The 18,721-nt window shown below is 71.7% G+C and carries 15 protein-coding genes and 1 pseudogene; 7 read left to right on the forward strand and 9 right to left on the reverse strand.

The genetic code is table 11. The annotated features are described in order from the left end of the window. Nucleotides 1–1,059: 1,059 nt before the first annotated feature. The 4 genes and pseudogenes from ACYSMR_RS00005 to ACYSMR_RS00020 form a co-directional block, all read right to left on the reverse strand. On the reverse strand, nt 1,060–1,320 hold the full coding sequence (locus ACYSMR_RS00005) for an Lsr2 family DNA-binding protein (protein WP_461748047.1): 261 nt from the start codon (nt 1,318–1,320) through the stop codon (nt 1,060–1,062). Nucleotides 1,321–1,333: 13 nt separating this feature from the next. After that, a pseudogene (locus ACYSMR_RS00010) lies at nt 1,334–1,432 on the reverse strand (Lsr2 dimerization domain-containing protein); the annotation flags it as partial. A 782-nt stretch (nt 1,433–2,214) separates the two neighbouring features. Further along, a complete protein-coding gene (locus tag ACYSMR_RS00015) occupies nt 2,215–3,393 on the reverse strand; it encodes a nuclease-related domain-containing protein (RefSeq protein WP_461746998.1) in 1,179 nt (392 codons plus the stop codon). A 328-nt stretch (nt 3,394–3,721) separates the two neighbouring features. Continuing rightward, complete coding sequence (locus ACYSMR_RS00020) at nt 3,722–3,904, reverse strand: hypothetical protein (protein WP_461746997.1); 183 nt, start codon at nt 3,902–3,904, stop codon at nt 3,722–3,724. A 99-nt stretch (nt 3,905–4,003) separates the two neighbouring features. On the opposite strand from ACYSMR_RS00020, the gene ACYSMR_RS00025 reads away from it, so the two are divergent. After that, on the forward strand, nt 4,004–4,630 hold the full coding sequence (locus ACYSMR_RS00025) for a calcium-binding protein (RefSeq protein ID WP_461746996.1): 627 nt from the start codon (nt 4,004–4,006) through the stop codon (nt 4,628–4,630). 1,340 nt (nt 4,631–5,970) lie between these two features. On the opposite strand, the gene ACYSMR_RS00030 is transcribed toward ACYSMR_RS00025, so the two are convergent. The 5 genes from ACYSMR_RS00030 to ACYSMR_RS00050 form a co-directional block, all read right to left on the reverse strand. Then, the gene (locus ACYSMR_RS00030; protein ID WP_461746999.1) at nt 5,971–6,783 is read right to left on the reverse strand and encodes an IclR family transcriptional regulator; all 813 of its coding nucleotides are present in this window, start codon (nt 6,781–6,783) and stop codon (nt 5,971–5,973) included. 12 nt (nt 6,784–6,795) lie between these two features. Then, entirely contained in the window at nt 6,796–7,623 is an 828-nt protein-coding gene (kduI, locus tag ACYSMR_RS00035) for a 5-dehydro-4-deoxy-D-glucuronate isomerase (protein WP_461746994.1), read from the reverse strand. A gap of 83 nt (nt 7,624–7,706) precedes the next feature. Further along, nucleotides 7,707–8,843: a TRAP transporter large permease gene (locus tag ACYSMR_RS00040; RefSeq protein ID WP_461746993.1), complete on the reverse strand. Its 1,137-nt coding sequence runs from the start codon at nt 8,841–8,843 to the stop codon at nt 7,707–7,709. A 165-nt stretch (nt 8,844–9,008) separates the two neighbouring features. After that, nucleotides 9,009–9,542 (reverse strand): TRAP transporter small permease, encoded by a 534-nt coding sequence (locus ACYSMR_RS00045; RefSeq protein WP_461746992.1) that lies wholly within the window; start codon nt 9,540–9,542, stop codon nt 9,009–9,011. 17 nt (nt 9,543–9,559) lie between these two features. Next, nucleotides 9,560–10,564 carry a TRAP transporter substrate-binding protein gene (locus ACYSMR_RS00050; protein WP_461746991.1) on the reverse strand — a complete coding sequence of 335 codons (1,005 nt, stop codon included), beginning with the start codon at nt 10,562–10,564 and terminating at the stop codon, nt 9,560–9,562. A gap of 216 nt (nt 10,565–10,780) precedes the next feature. On the opposite strand from ACYSMR_RS00050, the gene ACYSMR_RS00055 reads away from it, so the two are divergent. From ACYSMR_RS00055 to ACYSMR_RS00080, 6 genes are all read left to right on the forward strand, one after another. Continuing rightward, nucleotides 10,781–11,806, forward strand: a complete 1,026-nt coding sequence (locus ACYSMR_RS00055) for a zinc-dependent alcohol dehydrogenase (RefSeq protein ID WP_461746990.1) — start codon at nt 10,781–10,783, stop codon at nt 11,804–11,806. After that, a complete protein-coding gene (locus tag ACYSMR_RS00060) occupies nt 11,803–12,558 on the forward strand; it encodes an SDR family oxidoreductase (RefSeq protein WP_251334787.1) in 756 nt (251 codons plus the stop codon). Before ACYSMR_RS00055 ends, ACYSMR_RS00060 begins: the two co-directional genes overlap by 4 nt. Further along, entirely contained in the window at nt 12,555–13,190 is a 636-nt protein-coding gene (locus ACYSMR_RS00065; RefSeq protein WP_461746989.1) for a bifunctional 4-hydroxy-2-oxoglutarate aldolase/2-dehydro-3-deoxy-phosphogluconate aldolase, read from the forward strand. Before ACYSMR_RS00060 ends, ACYSMR_RS00065 begins: the two co-directional genes overlap by 4 nt. Beyond that, the gene (locus tag ACYSMR_RS00070; protein ID WP_461746988.1) at nt 13,187–14,503 is read left to right on the forward strand and encodes a sugar kinase; all 1,317 of its coding nucleotides are present in this window, start codon (nt 13,187–13,189) and stop codon (nt 14,501–14,503) included. Before ACYSMR_RS00065 ends, ACYSMR_RS00070 begins: the two co-directional genes overlap by 4 nt. A 1,165-nt stretch (nt 14,504–15,668) precedes the next feature. Then, complete coding sequence (locus ACYSMR_RS00075; RefSeq protein WP_461746987.1) at nt 15,669–16,118, forward strand: hypothetical protein; 450 nt, start codon at nt 15,669–15,671, stop codon at nt 16,116–16,118. Nucleotides 16,119–17,749: 1,631 nt separating this feature from the next. Beyond that, nucleotides 17,750–18,484 (forward strand): GAF and ANTAR domain-containing protein, encoded by a 735-nt coding sequence (locus ACYSMR_RS00080; protein WP_461746986.1) that lies wholly within the window; start codon nt 17,750–17,752, stop codon nt 18,482–18,484. Nucleotides 18,485–18,721 lie beyond the last annotated feature (237 nt).

Genomic DNA, 18,721 nt, shown 5'->3' on the forward strand with positions numbered 1-18,721 from the left:
GGGGGGCGGCGGGCTCGGGCGCTCCGCGCCCGCCCGGCCCCGGCGCTCCGCGCCGGGGGCGGCCCTCCGGGCCGCTGGTGGGGTGCTTGGTCGGGTGTCGTAGCCGGCTCACCGGGACGTCCTCGCACTGCGCTTCGCGCAGCGCGGGACGCCCCAGGGGGTGTCCGTGGCTGGGTGGAGGAGGGCAGAGCTCCCCCCGGGGGCGTAGGGGAGGGCCTGGGGAGGGCGGGGGTGGGTGCCCCACAGCTACCGCAGCCCCACCACCTCCCCCAACCCCCGGCCCCCTCCACCACTCGACTCCAGCTGGATTCGAGCTCGAACCCCACATCCTCAGCCGAAGAGAACACCCCAAGCCCTGAGCAGCCCCGGCCGGCCGACCACCCAGCACCACCGCAGCCCAGAACACCAACCGCGCACCAGCTCCCCCGAGCTCGACGCCCGCGGCCACGAGCCCCATCACCACAACCATCCCCGGGCCGCTGGCGGGGTGCCTGCTCCCCTGGCGCTGCCGTAGCCCTGGACCGTCCTCGCGCTGCGCGAGGACACCGCACTTCACCCACCGCGGAGACGCCCTCAGGGGGATGCGTGGCCGGATGGAGTAGGGCAGAGCACACCTACCCGTGAGATGGGTGGCAAGAGGGCCCAGCAGGACGAGGCTGCGCCCCCGCAGCCTCCGCTACCGGCCATCCCCAAACCCAGCGCCCACAAGCGCCCTAGGCGTCCACAAGGGCGCCTCCCGAAGCCTCCCCTGCACCCCAGGGCCGGCCAACCCCAGCACCCAACGGCCCGCACCGGCCCCCAGCAACCACCCGAGCAGCTACCCGACTACGAGAACCGCGGCCGCCGAGCTCAATACCCGCGGCCCCACCCCAGGGCCCCACCACCAAGCCACCCACCACACCCCCAACAAGGCAGGGGGCCTCAGCACCCCGCCGAGGCCCCTGCCACACCGGCAGTCTCAGCTCCCACCACACCACCCGTCATGTCCCCCGCTCCGCCCGTCCAGGTTTATTCATTTATTTATGAATGAACCTCCTCACCTCAGCCGTCGGCCCCTCATCACCACCACACAGCAGCACCCCAGCCCGACACCCGCCACAGCGCCGCTGCCTTCTGAGAAGCCCGGTAGGCGTCCTTGATGTGCCGGTGGATCCGGCCGCGGTCGGAGACCTCGTAGCCGTTGGCCTTCGCCCAGGCGCGGATCGCGGCGGTCTCTCCGTTGCCACCGCCCTGGCTGGTGCGGGAGGTGGCAACGGGTGCCGGTCTTCGCGGTGACCTTACGGGCCGCGCTGCTGTACGGGGCCAGTGCTTCGCGCAGATGCTCGGCGTTGGCGGTGCTGAGCTCGATCTCGTAGTCCTTGCCGTCGAGGCCGAAGCGCACGGTTTTTGCCGCCTGGCTGTTGTCGGTGTTGTCGGTGAGAATGATTTGCACGTTCTGCGCCGTCTACTTCGTCTGCTACGGCCAGGTGCGCGCTGACATCCACGTTTACACCGTGGATGTCAGCTCGTTGCTCTAGCCCTGCGAGCGCTAGCTACGAGTGGGCGTCTTCTAGCAAAGGGGCGCTATGGGGTGTGATCTTGTCCCCTAGGGGTGGGACTTCCTGGCCTGCGATGGGGGCGTGGGCGCGGGGCGGATTAGCAGTTAGGTTTCGCTGAGATGGTTTATGTCTTGCATCCCACGGCAGCAACACCATCGATGTGTTGCATCTGCGAAACTGCTTGCATGGTGTTCACCCCTCGCTCTGCCCTGCTGTCGGCTGCCCTGGTCTGCGTGCTGGCGGTGAGCGGGTGCTCCAACCAGGACTCGGGCGCAGCTGCACCATCGAAGGTTTCCGCGCCGGCGAGCGCCAGTACTTCTGCGGAGCCGACCGCCTCGGCTTCCACGGCGCCGTCTGCGGGTGCTTCCGCGGAGCCGACCAGCGACCCGTCACCGACTGCGTCCGAGGAGCCGACGGTGGCTCTGGAGCAGACCTTCACCTCCCCGGACGGTTACGGTGCCGCAAGACACCTCCGAGGAGGTGCGACGGTGGGTGGTGAGCGCCAACCCCATCCACCACCTCGTCAGCTAATCCCGTCAGCCCACAGACTGGCCTGTAGAACGGGCGGGTCGCTGCCCCTACCCCACCTTCGCCTCTGGCCACATGGCTCAAGCCGTGTTGCACGGGCGGTCCGATGCTTACCCTCGGCCCCGATGGCCGGCCGCTCCCAGGCCCGTTATTGCCAGGTGGTGGAGCGCCGCGCCGCCTCATAGACGGCCTCCATCACCTCGGGGGCGTGGATGTCACGCTGACGCAGCAGCCATCGGGTGAGCTGGTGGCGGGACACCACCGACACGCCATCGGGTTGCTGCTTGATGACCACGTCCTCGGCGCGCACGGTCACGATCAGCCCCTCCACAGCCACGGGAAAGCCACAGACCGCGCTGAGGAGTCGAGTAGCGCGGGCGGCCTCATGACGGCTGGTGCGCACATAGGGCTGCCGATGACCGTTGACCAGTACCGTGTTCCCACCGACCCAGATCCTTGCCCCGGGGTGGTGCTTGGCATTGACCGTGAAGACCCCGCCAGGACCGATGACCAGGTGATCGATATCAGCGCCCCGCTCCCCCACCGGAATGGCATGCAGCACCCGCCACCGAGGATCCCTCGCCACCACCTTGGCCAGCCGGGCGGCGACCTTCACCTCCCCATCGGCTCCGATCCGCCACGCACGCTCCTCGGTGTGCACCCCCAGCAGGCGGGCCACCACCGTCTTCACCGGCGCAGCCTCCCGGGCCGTGCGGGCCTGTTCCCGCGCCTGCGCCCCGGGGGTGTTGGCAGCCAGATCAACCCACGGCCGGGCAACAGGCTCGGTGGTCTCATCGGTGGCGACACGGCTGACCGGTCGCGCAACACCCACCCCGGCCTCCTCCCCCGCCGGAGCCGATGTGCCGGCGAGCGCCGAGGCGAGGTAGGTGCCTTCGGGAGCGGCCGGGGCGGCGAGCGCAGAGACGACGTGAGTGCCCTCGGGAGTGGAGGGAGCAGCCTGGGCTGGGGTGACGGGCTGGACCGTCACCGCTGCGCCGGGTACGGCGTCTACGGGAGCACTGGTTGAGCGGTCACCGGGGCGCCGGCCGGCCTTCCACCCCGCCACAGCCTCCACCAGGACCGGCAGGAACTGCGGGGCCTCGGGGTGGGGTTCATCGGTGACCAGGTCCCACCAGCCGAGCTTCACCCCACCGGGATGCGCCACGTACAAACGGTCGTGGCCGTAACGCCGCCACCGCTTCACCACCAGGCGTGGCGCGGCCAGATCACGGTGCTCGGATCGGGGTGAGCAGCCCTTCGTGCCGCCGGCGCACCGGTCGTCTCCTGCCGCACCGGTGTCGCCCTGCGACCGTGCTGTCTCAGCCATCTCGTCTCCTGCCCCACCCATTCGTGTGCAAACGTAAACGATCTGTCTCCAAGGGTGAGTAATGAGTCAGCGTCAACAGCGACCAACGCGCCGGGGGCCCGGCACCACCACGCCGAACAGAGCGGCGAGCGCGCGACCTGGGCGCAGCAGGGGCGCCGCGAGCGGCCCAAATGATGCCGTTACCCCTGCCGCACCCCCTCATTTGCGGGCTAGCCCACGTCTGGATGCTCGAGCAGGCCCTTGTCGAGGACCCGTCCTGCGAGATCCGGCCCCGGACCATCCCTCCCCCGCGCGGCACTGACCACCCAGGCGAAGACCGCCCCAGCGCTCAGGTGCCCCGACGGGGATGCGCCCGGACCGTGATGGTCGGTGGGGCGTAGGGGCTGGAGCCGGCAGGACGACGCTTGTGCTCCCGCACCGTGGTCGCGGCCCGCGAGCGCGGTCCGGGTACGTGGTGGGTGTAGGAGGCGTCCATCCGTCCGATGTCGAGGTCCTCGCGTGTTCCGGCCACCGGCACGACCCATCTCACGGCGGACCGGGCCATCTCCTCCGGGGCTCTGGGGGTGTCCGGGGGTGAGGGGGAAGACCGGATCGGGTCGCTCCGGCTCCGGTGCGGAGCGGGTCTCGGCGCGGTGGTGACGGCAACGACACCATCCGCGCAGACGAGGGCTACGACACCCTGCACGGCAACAACCACCATGACAGCATCCGCGGCGGCAACGGGAACGACTCCCTGTACGGGCAGGACGGCACCGACACCATCCGCGGAGACGCCGGCCCCGACAGCGCCCATGGTGGACCTGGCAAGGACACCTGCCGCGCCGAGACCGGGGTCAGCTGCTGGATCCCTCACCCGCCCGGAGGAAACGCACGATGGGAGCCCGCCCATCCATCAGGGGATGGGCGGGGCCCCTCACCTCGACACCGGGAAAACCGTCATCACCGGGCATCACCGGAACGGGTCTTCCCCGTCCGAAGATCCAGCAGCGGCCCACCTCCCGAGGAGTGCAGGACTGTTTGTGCCCCACCGCGACCAGCGCGTGGGTGGGGCAAAGGCCTCTGCCTCACGGTGGACGCGGCGTATGAACTCGCACCGGTCGGTGGAGGCCTTCGCGGGCGGACCGGGAGCAGTGGTGAGGGGCGTTCCAGAGCCCGTTCCAGAGCCCGTTCCAGCGGGTGTGGGCACCGGCAACGGCGCCGTTGCGGGCCAGCAGCTGTTCCGCCTCATCGCCGGTGAGTGGGCGGGCGCTCTTGGCGGGGTGGCACCTGGGGCAGGAAGCCACGAGGTTGCCCATACCGTTGAGGTCCGGACTCGCCCGTGGTGGCAAGTCGGCGTCATCCTCCAGGAACACCCACGGGAACCTAGCCCTCCGCTCCCCCGGTGGGCGCAGACAGGGCCGGCGTTGCTGCGTGGTGAGGAGGGGGCGAGTCTGCTGTGGCCCGCGCCCGCAGAGGCCCGCTCTCGCGGGCCCGGGATGCCCTTGGCGCCGGACAACGCCGTCGAAGCCGTGATCAGCGGCAGCTGCCCGTCCGGGAAGGAGCGGTGGTTGTGCTCGCCCGAAGGTCCTGAACGCCCTGCGGACAGGGGCGGCATCTGCCGTCGCGCGGAGTCGATCACCCCCGGTGGCCGCCCGGGTGGTGGGAGGGCCTCAGGCCAGCGCCTGCAAGAGTAGGTGTGGTGATCTCACCACCCCCGAGCGAAATTCCCGGCGCCCCCGTTCGGGGGGCAACGAGTGTCGGCGGACGGGCGGTGGTCCCTGACCTGCGGAGGTTCGCTCGACTCGACGTCTCTTCGTTCCGCGTGTCGCGCGTACCACCGGTGTCAAGAAGCTCGGGGCGGGCGCAGGGTCCTCGGTCGGATACCACAGCCGCGTGGGCACACCATCGGTGCAGGCCCTGCCGTGGCGTGCAGTGGTCTTCCCCGGGGACAGTACTGGTACTCACGGGGCCGAAGGGAACACTTCCGCAGTTTGGGCGCTCCGCTGACCGAACCCCGAGCAGGAATACGAGCAGGAATACGAGCGGGAGCCGGACCTGAAGGCAGGCTCAGGGCGCTGAACCGACAACCACCGCGAGGGTGTCCTCTGTCCCGCCCCGGGCACCATCGACTGGGTGCTCAGCCAGGCACCGCCAGGTGTACTGACGCCCCCGGGCCTGCCCCGTCGCAGGCCCCGCCACCGGGGCGCCCGTCACCGGATCCCGACAGGACACCGCCTCCCGGGACGGGACCCGGGGGCCTGGGCGGGCGAGGCGACGGTGAAGGCCTCCTGGGGCGTGGCCGGCACGGTGGGCCCCACCGCGGTGACGTACAGGAGCTGGCGGCCGGTCCTCGACCCCGTCCTGCCCGGCAGCGCCACGGTAGCCGACCCAGCAGCTGCCCGGTGCCTGCCGGCTCCGGCCGGGGCCTCGTGCTCCCCCGGGCGAACGAGGACCGTGAGCGCCGCCGCGACATCTGCCCTCGGGCGGTCATCGACGGGCGAGGCCCCGGGACGGTCCCTGCCGTCCCGGGGCCTCCTGCAGCGACACCACGGGGACCCGCCCCCGGCGAGCGCGGCCCGAGGGGAGCCGCTGCAGCACTTACGCGCTGCAGCACTTACGCGCTGGCGCGCTCGGCCGAGAAGCCCAGTGCTCGGGAGATCGCCTCGGCGGCGGCGATCGCCTGGGGGCGAACTGCTCGATGCTGGAGCCGGGGTGCTCCAGGGCGATCGAGGAGATCGACAGGCCGTAGGTCACCCGGCCGAGGTGGTCGTGGATCGGGGCGGAGACGCACACGGTGCCGCGTTCGTTCTCGCCGAGGTCCAGGGCGTAGCCGCGCTGACGGATACGGGCCAGCTCGGCGTGCAGCTGCTGGGGATCGGTGATGGTCCTGTCGGTGCGTGCGGGCAGGCCGGCCTCGGCGATGAACCGGTCCACCTGCTCGGCCGACCAGCTCGCGAGCACGACCTTGCCCATGCCCGAGCAGTGCATCGGCATCGACAGGCCCACCCGGGAGGCCATCCGGTAGGGCTTCGTGGAGTCCCGGCGGATGACGTAGACCATCTCGAAGCCGTTGACGACGCCGACGTGGATGGTGCAGTCGACCTCGCGCACGAGCGCGTCGACGATCGGCTCCGCAAGGGAGGTGATGTCCAGGCGCGAGATGGCCCTGCCGGCGATGCCGAGGAGGCGGGGGCCCGGGTGGAAGCCGCGGTCGCTGTCACCGGTGATGAACTCCTGCTCGACGAGCGTGGCGAGAATGCGGTGCACGGTCGCCTTGGCCAGGCGGGTCTCCTCGACGATGTCGGTGAAGCGGTTGTGCAGGACGGCGGCCTCGAGCACCCGCAGCGTCTTCTCGCTCGCGCCCATCGACGGCGCCGGGCTCGTGTCGAGCACCCGGTGTTCGACGGTCATGGCCACCTCATCTCATCTCGGCGATCGCGACACCGTCCATGTCGTCGAAGGACTGGTTCTCCCCGGCCATCGCCCACACGAAGGAGTAGTTCGATGTTCCCACGCCCGAGTGGATCGACCACGACGGGGAGAGCACCAGCCCCCGTCGCCGACCATGAGGTGGCGGGTCTCGGAGGGCTCGCCCATGAGGTGGACGACGCGGGCGTCGTGGGCCACGTCGAAGTAGACGTAGAACTCGGTGCGGCGGTCGTGGGTGTGCGCCGGCATCGTGTTCCACATACTACCGGGGTGCAGCTGGGTCACGCCCATGACCACCTGGCAGCTGCGCACGCCGTTCTCGTGGATGTACTGGTTGAGCGTGCGGCGGTTGGAGGTCAGCGGGTCGCCGAGCTCGCGCACGGTGCCCTGTCCCGGCTCGACGAGCGCGGTCGGGTAGGTGGTGTGGGCCGGTGCCGAGAAACCGTAGAAGCGAGCAGGGGCCGCGGGGTCGTCGGAGTCGAAGGAGACGTCCTGGACGCCGCGGCCGAGGTAGAGGCAGGCGCCGGTGGTCATCGCGTGGCGGTGGCCGTCAGCGGTGACGGCCCCGGGCGCACCGATGTTGACGATGCCGATCTCCCGGTGGTCGAGGAACTGCTCGCTGCGGATCTGCGGCACGGCCTCCAGCGCCAGCGGCGCGTCGGTGGGCACGGCGCCGACGGCGACCACGCGGTCGTAGTGGGTGACGACGGTGCGCACGCTGCCGGGGACGAAGAGGTCCTCCACGAGGTAGCGCTCACGCAGTTGTTGCTGGGTGGCACCGGGGATCTGCTCGGGGGAGGTGGGGCCGTGGACGGCGGTCATGAAGATTCCTTCCATGAGGGCTCAGCTCGGACTCAGCCAGGGCTCAGCGGGGTCGGACGGGGTCGGACGGGGTCGGACGGGGGTCAGAGCAGGCCCATGAGGCCGGGCAGCCACAGGGACAGCTCCGGGACGAAGACGATGACGAACAGCAGCGCGGTCAGCACGAGCAGGAACGGCACCAGTTTGACGATGACCGGCTCGAGCTTCATCTTCGCGACCTGGGCTCCGACGAACAGCACGGGAGCCGAGGGCGGGGAGATGACGGCGATCGAGAGGTTGAAGACCATCACGATGCCGAAGTGCACCGGGTCGATGCCGTAGGAGAGCGCGATCGGCAGGAAGATCGGGGTGAAGATCAAGATGGCCGGTGTCGGGTCGAGCGGAATGCCGATCAGCAGCAGCACGAGCATCATGATCAACAGCACGACGACCTTCGAGTCGGTCCAGCCGAACAGCGACTCGGCGATCAGCTGCGGCAACCGCGCGTAGGTCATGACGTAGGACATGATCGTCGACACCGCGATCAAGAAGATCACGATCGCGCTGGTGCGGGTGGCGTCGAAGAGGATGCCCGGCAGGTGCCGGATCGAGATGGTGCGGTAGAGGAAGGAGAGCAGCAGCGCGTAGACCACGGCCACGGCCGAGCCCTCGGTCGGGGTGAAGAAGCCGGCCACGATGCCGCCGATCGCCACCGCGATCAGACCGAGGGAGGGCACCGCGCGCCACAGCGTGCGCAGGAACACCGGCAACGCCGGCCACGGCTCGCCCCGCAGGTCGGGGTGGCGGCGCGCGTAGAGCAGCCCGACGCCCGCGCAGGCCAGTGCCCACAAGATGCCGGGGACGTAGCCGGCGACGAACAGCGCCCCGACCGAGGTGCCGCCGGCGGCGAGGGAGTACACGATGAGCGTGTTGCTGGGCGGGATGAGCATGCCGGCCGGGGCCGAGGCGATGTTCGCCGCCGCGCTGAACGCGCGGTCGTAGCCGGCCCGCCGCTGCATGGGGGACATCGTCGAGCCGACGGCGGCGGCGGCGGCGACGGCGGAGCCGGAGACGGAGCCGAAGATCGCGTTGGCGATCACGTTGGTCTGCACCAGGGGCGCGGGGGTGCGGCCCACCAGCACGCGGGCGAGGTTGATCAAGCGCTCGGCGATGCCGCCGGTGTTCATGATGCCGCCGGCGAGGATGAAGAACGGGATGGCCAGCAGCGCGAACGAGTCCACCCCCGACCATCTGCTGGGCGGCGGTGATCGCCCCGCGGCCGAAATCGACGATCAGCAGCATGCACAGTGCCGAGGGCAGGCCGATGGCGACGGAGACCGGCGCGCCGATCGCCAGCAGCAGCACGAGTCCGCCGATCAGCAGGGCGCTGATGGTACCGGGATCGATCACAGCGCCGCCGCCTCGAGGTCCTCGTCGACGCCGACGTGCCCCTGGTAGCCGGGCAGGAAGGCAGCGACGATGTGGATGGTCAGGTAGATGCTCAGCAGCACCCCGGAGATCGGCAGGGCGAGGTAGAGCTGGCCCTGGGTGAAGGGCAGCAGCGGGTTCTGCTGACCCCACGCCAGGGCCGACTGCTGGAACCCGCCGAAGACCATCACGTAGAGCACGAACCCCAGCGTGGCGAGGTAGGCCAGGACGTCGGCGTAGCGCTGGAGGGCCAGCGGCAGCCGTTGGACGAGGACGTCCATGATGACGTCGGCCTTCTCCCCGACCGCGATCGCGATGCCGATCAGGCTGACCCACACGAAGGTGTGCCGAGCCGCTTCCTCGGACCAGGCGCTGGGCTGGCCGAGCACGAGGCGGGTGAAGACCTGCCACGCCACCAGCAGCACCAGCACGGCGAACAGACCGATGCACAGGGTGCGCAGCGCCCCGTCGAGCCACGCCCGAACCGTGAGCGCCCGTTCCGTGATGCTCATGCGTTCCCCGGTGCTCATCACCCGCGCGCCGCCTCGATCTTGTCGTAGACCGAGCGGGCGAGGTCGCTGGTGGCCTTCTGCTCGTGCAGCGGCAGCACGGCCTGGCGGAACGCGTCGAGGTCGACGTCGCTGAACTGCGCCCCGGCCTCCTCGGCGGCGGTGGTGGCCTCCTGGACCGCGGCGCTGAACAGCTCCAGCTCGGTGTCCACCGACGTCGTGAGCAGCTCCTCGAACACGGCCCGGTCCTCCTCGGAGAGGCCCTCCCACACGGCCGGGTTCGTGACCAGGTAGTCGGGCATCATCAGGTGCTCGGTGCGCGAGTAGTACGGGGCGATCTCGTCGTGGGAGAGCGAGGAGTAGATCAGCTCGTTGTTCTCCGCCCCGTCGAGCACCCCCGACTGGATCGCGGTGAAGACCTCGCCCTGGGCCATCGGCGTGCCGACCCCGCCCATGAGCTCCATCATGCGCACGGTCGTGTCCGAGCCGATGACCCGGATCTTCTGCCCCGCGAGGTCGGCCGGCGTCTGAACCGGCCCGTCGGTCGAGTACACGTTGCGCACCCCGCCGTGGTAGGCGGTGAGCACCTGGATGTTGTCGTCGGTGAGGGTGTCGTAGAGCTCCCCGACGGCCGCGCGGTCGTTGAGCACCGACAACTGGTGCTCGGGGGAGTCGTAGAGGTAGGGCAGGTTCACGACCGAGAAATCGGACTCGAAGTTCTCCAGCAGCGTCCCGGCCACGACGGCGAAGTCGATCGTGCCCGACTGCACCTGCTCGATGGTGGCCGCCTGGTCCCCGAGCGTCTCGTCGGTGTAGAGCTCCAAGGCGTAGCGGCCCTCGGTGCGGGCCTGCAGCTCCTCCGACAGCTCGGCCAGCGCCCGGGCCTGGGGGTGGTTGGCGTCCTGGTTGAACGCGACACGAAAGACGGTCTGCGCCTGGTCCCCGGCCTCGGCGGAGCAGGACACCACCGCCACGGTCATCAGGGCTGCGGCGCTGAGCGTGCCCAGCATTCGTCGTTTCTGCATGAGTTCCTCCTCGGTGAATCGCGGTCCGCGATGGTGAGTCACGGCCCGCGAGGGTGAGTCACGGCCCGCGAGGGTGAGTCACGGTCCGCGATGTGATTTGCGCCACGGGCGGGGTCAGGCGCTACTCTAACCACATAGAACTGAGTTGCGCCACATGGAACTCAACATGAAACTAGGTTCCATGTAACGCTCAGCGGACGCGCGAAGGAGACGGCAGTGCGAGCAGCGAAATACATCGGTCAGGGACGGATCGAGGTCGGTGACGCCCAGGCCCAGCGGCCCGGGCCCGATCAGGTGAGCATCCGGGTCGCCTACAACGGCATCTGCGGCACCGACCTGCACATCGTGCAGGGGCACATGGACGGGCGGGTCTCGACCCCGGCCGTGATCGGCCACGAGATGAGCGGCGTCGTCGAGGCCCTCGGGGCGGGCGTGGACACCCTCGAGATCGGCCAGCCCGTCACCGTGATGCCGCTGCGCTGGTGCGGGCAGTGCGCCTCCTGCCGCGCCGGGCACCAGCACATCTGCCAGCGGCTGGACTTCGTCGGCATCGACTCCCCCGGCGCGCTGCAGCAGCAGTGGACCGTGCCCGCGGCGCTGGTCGTGCCGCTGCCGGCGGGCGTCTCCCTGGAGCACGCCGCGCTCGTGGAGCCGCTGGCCGTGGCGGTGCACGACGTGCGGCGGGCCCGGCTCAGCGCCGGGGAGACGGCGGTGGTCATCGGCGGGGGCCCCATCGGCCAGCTCATCGCCGTCGTCGCCCGCGCGGCCGGTGCCGAGGTGATCCTCGCCGAGCCCGACGCCGCCCGCCGCGCCTTCGCCGCCCAGCACGGCGCCACCGTCGTGGACCCCGCCGGTGAGGACCTCGCCGCGGTCGTCGACCGACACACCACCGGCGCCGGCGCCGACGTCGTCTTCGAGGTCGCCGGAACTCCCCGCACCGCCCTGGAGGCCACCGCCCACGCCCGCACCCGCGGGCGCGTGGTGTTCGTCGCGATCCACCCGCAGCCGGTGCCGGTGGACCTGCACCGCGTCTTCTGGCGGGAGCTGGAGGTCCTCGGCGCGCGCGTCTACGAACGGGAGGACTTCGAGCGCGCCGTCGAGCTGCTCGCCGCCGGCGCGGTGCCCGCCGAGGGGCTGATCACCCGCGTCGTGCCGCTGGAGGAGACGATGGAGGCCTTCGACGCGCTGCTGTCGGCGGCTGCCCTGAAGATCCTCGTCGACGTGCAGGCAGGTGCCCGATGAGCCTCTCCCTCGACCTCACCGGCACCACCGCCGTCGTCACCGGCGCCCGCCGCGGCATCGGCTTCGCCATGGCCGAAGCCCTCGCCGGGGCCGGGGCGGACATCATCGCCGTCTCCGCCGGGCAGGAGCCCGACGGCGGCGCCATCGGTGCGCGCGTGCGCGAGCTCGGCCGCTCGTTCGAGGGCCACGCCGTGGACTTCACCGACCGGGCGGCCGTGGCCGCCTTCGGCGAGGCGGTGCGCGAGCGCGCCGACGTGCTGGTCAACAACGCCGGCACCATCCGCCGCGCCCCGGCCGCCGAGCACCCGCTGGCGTGGTGGGACGAGGTGCTGGAGGTGAACCTGCGCAACCAGTTCGTGCTCACCCAGGCGGTCGGCGCCTCGATGGTCCGACGCGGCGCCGGGCGCATCATCTTCACCGCCAGCCTGCTCAGCTTCCAGGGCGGCATCAACGTGCCCGGCTACACCGCGGCGAAGTCCGGGGTGAGCGGGCTCGTGAAGGCCCTCAGCAACGAGTGGGCCCAGCACGGGGTGACCGTCAACGCCATCGCCCCCGGCTACATCGCCACCGACAACACCGCCGCGCTGCGCGCCGACGAGGACCGCTCCCAGGCCATCCTCGAGCGCATCCCCGCCGGCCGCTGGGGACGACCGGCGGACCTGCAGGGGGCCACCGTGTTCCTCGCCAGCGCGGCCGCCGCCTACATCACCGGCGTGACGCTGCCCGTCGACGGCGGGTGGATGGCACGATGAGCGCCCTCGCCACCGCCCACCACCTCGACCTGCGCGGGGTCGTGCCGCTGGCCACCGTGCCCGACGCCGCCGCCGCCGACACGATCGCCGCCGGCCTGGTGGCCGGCGGGCTGCCGGTGCTCGAGGTCGCCCTGCGCACCCCCTACGGCCTGGCCGCGATCGAACGGATCGCCGCCCGCGGGGACGTGACCGTCGGCGCCGGCACTGTGCTCACCGCCCAGCAGCTGCGGGCCAGCCTCGAGGCCGGGGCCTCCTTCGTCGTCGCCCCAGGACTCGACGAGGACGTGGTCGAAGCCGCCCTCGCCGCCGGGGTGCCCGTGCTGCCGGGCATCATGACTCCCAGCGACGTGCAACGAGGAATCCGGCTCGGGCTCACCCGGCTGAAGCTCTTCCCCGCCGGGGTCGCCGGCGGACCGGCCCTGCTCACCGCGCTGGCCCCGGTCTTCCCCGGCATCGGCTTCATGCCCAGCGGCGGGGTGAACCCCACCAACCTCCTGGACTACCTCACCCACCCGGCCGTCTTCGCCGTCAGCGGCTCGTGGATCACCTCCCCCGAGCGCGTCGCCGCCGGACCCGAGGCGGTCGCGGCCGCCGCGGCCGAGGCCTTCACCCTGCAGGAGTCGGTGGCATGAGCGTGCTCACCCTCGGAGAGTCCCTCGGGCTGCTCGTCGCCGGACGGCTCGGGCGCCTGGAGCTGGTGCCCTCGATGGACCTGGGCTTCGGCGGCGCCGAGAGCAACGTCGCGATCGGTCTCGCCCGCCTGGGCGTGGAGGTGACCTGGGTGGGCCGCCTGGGCGACGACGCCCTCGGCCGGCTCATCGAACGCCAGCTGCGCGCCGAAGGCGTGCGCCCGCGCATCACCCGCGACCCCACCGCCCCCACCGCGCTCATGCTCAAGGAACGCCCCACCGCCGGAGCCAGCACCATCAGCTACTACCGCACCGGCAGCGCCGGCTCCCGCCTGGCACCGGCCGACCTCGACCTCGACCTCGTGCGCGCCGCCCACGTGCTCCACCTCACCGGCATCACCGCCGCGCTCAGCGACACCGCCCACCACGCCCTGCACACCGCCATCGACACCGCCCGCCAGGCCGGGACGATCGTCTCCTTCGACGTCAACCACCGCTCCCGGCTGTGGACCACCCAGCAGGCAGCACCGGCCTACCGCGCCCTGGCCCAACGCGCCGACCTCGTCTTCGCCGGCCCGGACGAGGCCCAGCTGCTGACCGGCGAGCGCGAACCCACCGCCCAGGCCCGGGCCATCACCGCGATGGGCCCCACCCAGGTCGTCATCAAACGCGGCGAGCACGGCGCCATCGGCTTCGACCACGACCACCACGTGGACGTGCCGGCCTTCCCCGTCGACACCGTCGACACCGTCGGCGCCGGCGACGCCTTCGTCGCCGGCTACCTCGCCGAGCTCATCGCCGGAGCCCCCTGCCCCAGCGCCTGCGCACCGCCGCCGCCTGCGGGGCGATCGCCTGCACCGCCCCCGGCGACTGGGAAGCCGCCCCCGACCACGCCGCCATCACCCAACTGCTCACCGCCGGCGACCCCGTGCAACGCTGACCCCCCACCCCCGGACACCACCGGCCCCCGGGATGCCGTCCCGGCAGCACTGTCCCAGCAGCACTGCCCCGGCGGCGCTGTCCACGTCAGGGGACGGTCCGCCCGGGGGCCGGAGGCGGCCAGGGCGCCGGAAGCGCGCACGCCCTGCAGAAACGGACGCGCGGGCCACGGCCGGCGAGGAGCCACGGCCGGCGAGGAGCCACGGCCGGCGAGGAGCCACCGGCCGGGACCGTGGCCGACAGGCGCCATGCCGACGAGTACCGTCCCAACGGATGCCGTGCCAACGGATGCCGTGCCAACGGATGCCGTGCCGGCAGGTGGGCGCTCGACGGGTGGGTGCTCGACGTCGCCTCCGGGGGCAAGCGGGGCATGGTGAGCGATGAGGCGCCCGAGGTCATCGTGGCCGACGCTCGAACGGGGCGGGCGGGGCGGGCCGGCCACGTCGAGGACCGGGCGAGGGGGTCTGGCCGGTGCCGGCGCAGCAGGGCACCGCGTGTCCGACCAGGTCGGCCTATGACCAGACGCCGGAAGAGGCACCGGAAGAGGCACCGGAGGAGGCACCGGAGGAGGCACTGTGCCAGAGGCGGATCAACGGGCAGAAGCGCCCCCGGGATGCCCCCACCTACCGGCAGTGGCTCTCCCCCGATGCCCTGCCCTCCTTGGCCCGACCCGGCGGCCGGCATCACCCCACCGCCAGGCACTACCCCTTCCCCTCGGCACGGGCCACCAGGGCGCTCAGATGCCCCGTCACGCAGGCGCGCACACCCACCACGCACACCCACCACGCACACCCCCGGACGGCTCACCACCCACGCACATCCGCCCTCGAGGACATCCCCCGGCACCCCACACCCTGCGGTGCTCGCCACGAGGCCCCCCCCGCCAGCCGCGACCGCCCACCGCGCCCGCCCAGACCGCGGCAGGGCCGCGTCGGACCCGGCACACCCAGGCCGGACCCGAGGCCCAGGCATGCCGGGTCCGACGACCCACCACACCATTGCGCTCCAGCACCCCTCAGCAGCCATCCGAGTCATCGACACACCCACTACCGGAACCAGACAATGCCCACCAGCCAAGGGATCACAGCCCCGGGATCACAGCCAGACGGTGATCACTGACCAGGCGCCTCCGGCCGGGCAAAAGAGCCCCCGCACACGGGCCGGCACACCCACGCCCCTTCCGGCGAGCGCACCAGATAACGGCCCACCCCCACTGCCCCCCAGCCTGTCGGGGGCGCTCACCACCATCGGTGCAAGGAAGTCAACGGGAAGTCAAGGGGCGCTGACAGCACCCCGGCCCCACCCCAGCGCACCTCACCGGGAGGGAGCAGGTGGGGGCACCGGTCGGCGGCTGTGAGGAACCCCACGGTGCTCCGAGCCGGTGCCGCACCCGGGCGCAGTGATAGACCGGAAGCACCCTCCTCGCCCCGGTGGCGCCTCCCCGAAGCCCGCCCCCGCCACCAGCACCACCCCACCACCAGCACCACCCCTGAGCCGCCCCCTTCTTCCCCTTTCTGCCTTTCTGCCTTTCCGGAGCCTCCTGTGAGCCTGTCACCGTTCTCCCACCACGACCTCCACCCGGACACCGACACCACGGTGCGGGTCTTCCCCGCCATCGCCCCCACCCCGGCTCTGCCCGCCCTGCGGTGGTGGAACCACCCGCTGATCCTGCTGCCGGCCACCGTGATCCTCACCGTCAACCTCACCCACCTACCGGCCCTGCCCACCGCCACCACCCCGATCCTCCTGGCCCTCAGCGCCACCCTGACCACCCTGGGCACGTGCAGCTACTTCGCCTGGGACGACAGCCACCACGCCGCCGCCACCGAAGCTGCCTGGATCACCGCCCAATCCGGCTACCACCTCCACACCCACCACGACGGGCACCTCACCTGGACCACCCCCGGAACACCTCCCCAGACACCCCCTCAGGCAGCCACCCTCACCCCCACACCCACCGGCTGGACCCTCACCCTCACACACCACCCCTGACCACCCCTGACCACCCCCACAACAACCAGCACAAACACCCCGCCCTGCCGGTCCTCCAGCACCACCTCCACACCACACGAGTCCCCCGACCCCAGCCATACCCCGCCCCTTACGCCGATCCCCGGGCAAGACCAGACACCACCACCACCACGACCAGGACCAGGACCAGGACCAGGACCAGAAGCAGGAGCAGGAGCAGGAGCACCCCGACCCCGCCCCACCCCCAGCAGCACCCGGCCTGACCCCACGCAACGCCCACCACCCCCACCGCCATTGCCGAGGCGGGCAGCGGCGGGCGCGAACCACGGTGGTCCCAGGTCCCTGCGAGCACAGCACTCCCGGCTGCCCCCCTGCCACAGCGGGGGAGGTGGAGCCCTGAGGAAGTTACTCGGCGCGGACCGCCCACCGCCGGCCTCCGCCTCTCACCGCGAGCGCCCCCGGCACACCGCCGGCGCACACCGCCCCACCGCACACCGCCCCACCGCCCCACCGCACACCGCCCGTGACCGGGGTTCCAGCGGCCGGACCGCACACCACCGGGATATCCCTCCGTCACCGCGGACACACCCCCTGAGCGGAAGCCGACGCACCGGACAGGCCCTGGATCCTGACCAACGCGGCGCCGATGGCCGGCCTCGTCCTCTCCGCGGCCACCATCCCGCTCCAGACCCGCCCAACACCCACGACCCCAGCCCCAGCACCCCGCCAGCACCCCGAAAGAGCCCCCATCACCGCCCCGCCCGCTACAGACCGCATCACGCCCAGCCCCCACCGTCAGCGGCCCAGCCCTCAGCGACGCCTGCGCGACCATCATCGTCAGCCCCCCCAGTACCTGCGAGCACGACGGCGGCTGGTCCTCCCTCACCGACTCGTCCCCTCCCACCGACTGCGGTGCGGACAGAGTCTTCGGCCTCACCGGGCCCGGCCGCAACGGCAGGAACTGCGGTAAGGACAGAAGAAGGAGGTGGCGGTGGTGACCGGACCGAGCCCGGTCACGGTCGTGGCCATCGGCGTGGTCACCCTCGCGTGCCCGGCCCGGGCAGCCCTGCGGCTGCTCCCCGTCTACGACGACGCCCCCACCGCGGACACCGCCACAAGGCCTGCACGCCCCAGCCCCACCGCCCAACCCCACCGCCCAACCCCGCCGCCCAACCCCGCCGTCCAACCCCGCCGCCCAGCCCTCAACGACCGCTACGGCCGACACCACCCCACCAGCCACACCAACAGGCCCGGCCCGCCCCCAGGCCCGGGCGCTGAGCCATGCCGCCGCGGACAGCACACCACCGCGTGCGCGCACCCACCCCGGGGCATCCTCGCGATCGCGCCCCCGCAGCTGATCATCCCCGCGCTCATCAGCCCCGCGCTCATCATCGCAACCCCCGTCCTGCCCCCTGGCCGGGGCGGGCTGGGGGTTCCGCGGATCCCGCGGCGGGTGTCCAATGAAGGTGGCCTGTCGTCTGGTGATCAAGCAGCCGGCTGCCAGGCGGCAGGTCCTCGACGGCCCCCAGCCACCGGGCCAGCCGGCTGCCCCGGCCCCGGACACCACCGGCTGCCGGACCGGGGCAGGACCGGGGCAGGGAAGCCCGCGCCACCTGCCCTTCCGACATCCACCTTCCACGGACGGACTCCTCATGACCGAGCACACCACCCCCGACACCTCGGTGGAGGGACTCACCGACCTGCTGCTGGAGTCACCAGACCTCACCGGGTTCCTGGACGAGTTCACGACCCTGATCGCCGACACCCTGGCCGGCGACGGGAAGGAGGTCTGGTGCGCGGTGACCCTGCTGCGGGACAAGCACGCCGCCACCGTGGCCTCCTCCAGCCCCCACGCCGCAGCCCGTGACGAGATCCAGCTGCCCTTCGGCGACGGGCCCTGTCTGACCGCCGCCCGGGAGCACCGGGTGGTCTACGTCCCCGACACCCGCACCGACGCGAGGTGGCCCGGCTACGGCCGAGCGGCCGCAGCCGCCGGGATCCTCTGCGCCCTGGGCATCCCCTTCGAACTGGCCGGGGAGGCCCGGGCAGGCCTGGACGTCTACTCCGACCAGCCCCACGCCTACGACGAGACCACCATCGCCGCTCTCCAGCAGCAGGTGGTCCTGGCCTCCAAGGCCTTGCGCCTGGCGGTGCGCCTGGCCCGCCACCACGACACCGAGACCCACCTGAAAGCAGCCCTGGCCTCCCGGACCACCATCGACCTGGCCGTGGGCATCGTCATGGCCCAGAACCGCTGCCCCCAGCACCAGGCGATCGAGATCCTCAAAGCCGCCTCCAACCACCGCAACATCAAACTGCGCGAGCTGGCCGCCGAGCTCGTGACCACCGTGGGCAAAGCCCCGACCACCACCTACTTCCAGGCCTGACCCACCACCGGCAGGCACACCGCATCACCACCCCGCCCCCACGCTGCGACAGGCACTTCACCTGGCCCAGCACCGCGAAGCACACGCGCAGGCGGTCACACAGGCGGTCACACAGGCGGTCACACAGGCGGTCACACAGGCGGTCACACAGGACACCAACCCTGCCGACCGCCACCCCCGCCACGGCAACAGGTGACCACCCACGGTGGCGGGCCGTCGCCGAGAGCGCCGCCGCCA

The sequence above is a fragment of the Kocuria sp. U4B genome, from assembly GCF_054875615.1.

Excerpts from the sequence above, each read along its gene's own strand:
- ACYSMR_RS00015 (WP_461746998.1), bottom strand. The coding sequence starts at position 3,393 with ATGGCTGAGACAGCACGGTCGCAGGGCGACACCGGTGCGGCAGGAGAC.
- ACYSMR_RS00030 (WP_461746999.1), bottom strand. The coding sequence starts at position 6,783 with ATGACCGTCGAACACCGGGTGCTCGACACGAGCCCGGCGCCGTCGATG.
- kduI (WP_461746994.1), bottom strand. The coding sequence starts at position 7,623 with ATGACCGCCGTCCACGGCCCCACCTCCCCCGAGCAGATCCCCGGTGCC.
- ACYSMR_RS00045 (WP_461746992.1), bottom strand. The coding sequence starts at position 9,542 with ATGAGCATCACGGAACGGGCGCTCACGGTTCGGGCGTGGCTCGACGGG.
- ACYSMR_RS00050 (WP_461746991.1), bottom strand. The coding sequence starts at position 10,564 with ATGCAGAAACGACGAATGCTGGGCACGCTCAGCGCCGCAGCCCTGATG.
- ACYSMR_RS00060 (WP_251334787.1), top strand. The coding sequence starts at position 11,803 with ATGAGCCTCTCCCTCGACCTCACCGGCACCACCGCCGTCGTCACCGGC.
- ACYSMR_RS00065 (WP_461746989.1), top strand. The coding sequence starts at position 12,555 with ATGAGCGCCCTCGCCACCGCCCACCACCTCGACCTGCGCGGGGTCGTG.
- ACYSMR_RS00070 (WP_461746988.1), top strand. The coding sequence starts at position 13,187 with ATGAGCGTGCTCACCCTCGGAGAGTCCCTCGGGCTGCTCGTCGCCGGA.
- ACYSMR_RS00080 (WP_461746986.1), top strand. The coding sequence starts at position 17,750 with ATGACCGAGCACACCACCCCCGACACCTCGGTGGAGGGACTCACCGAC.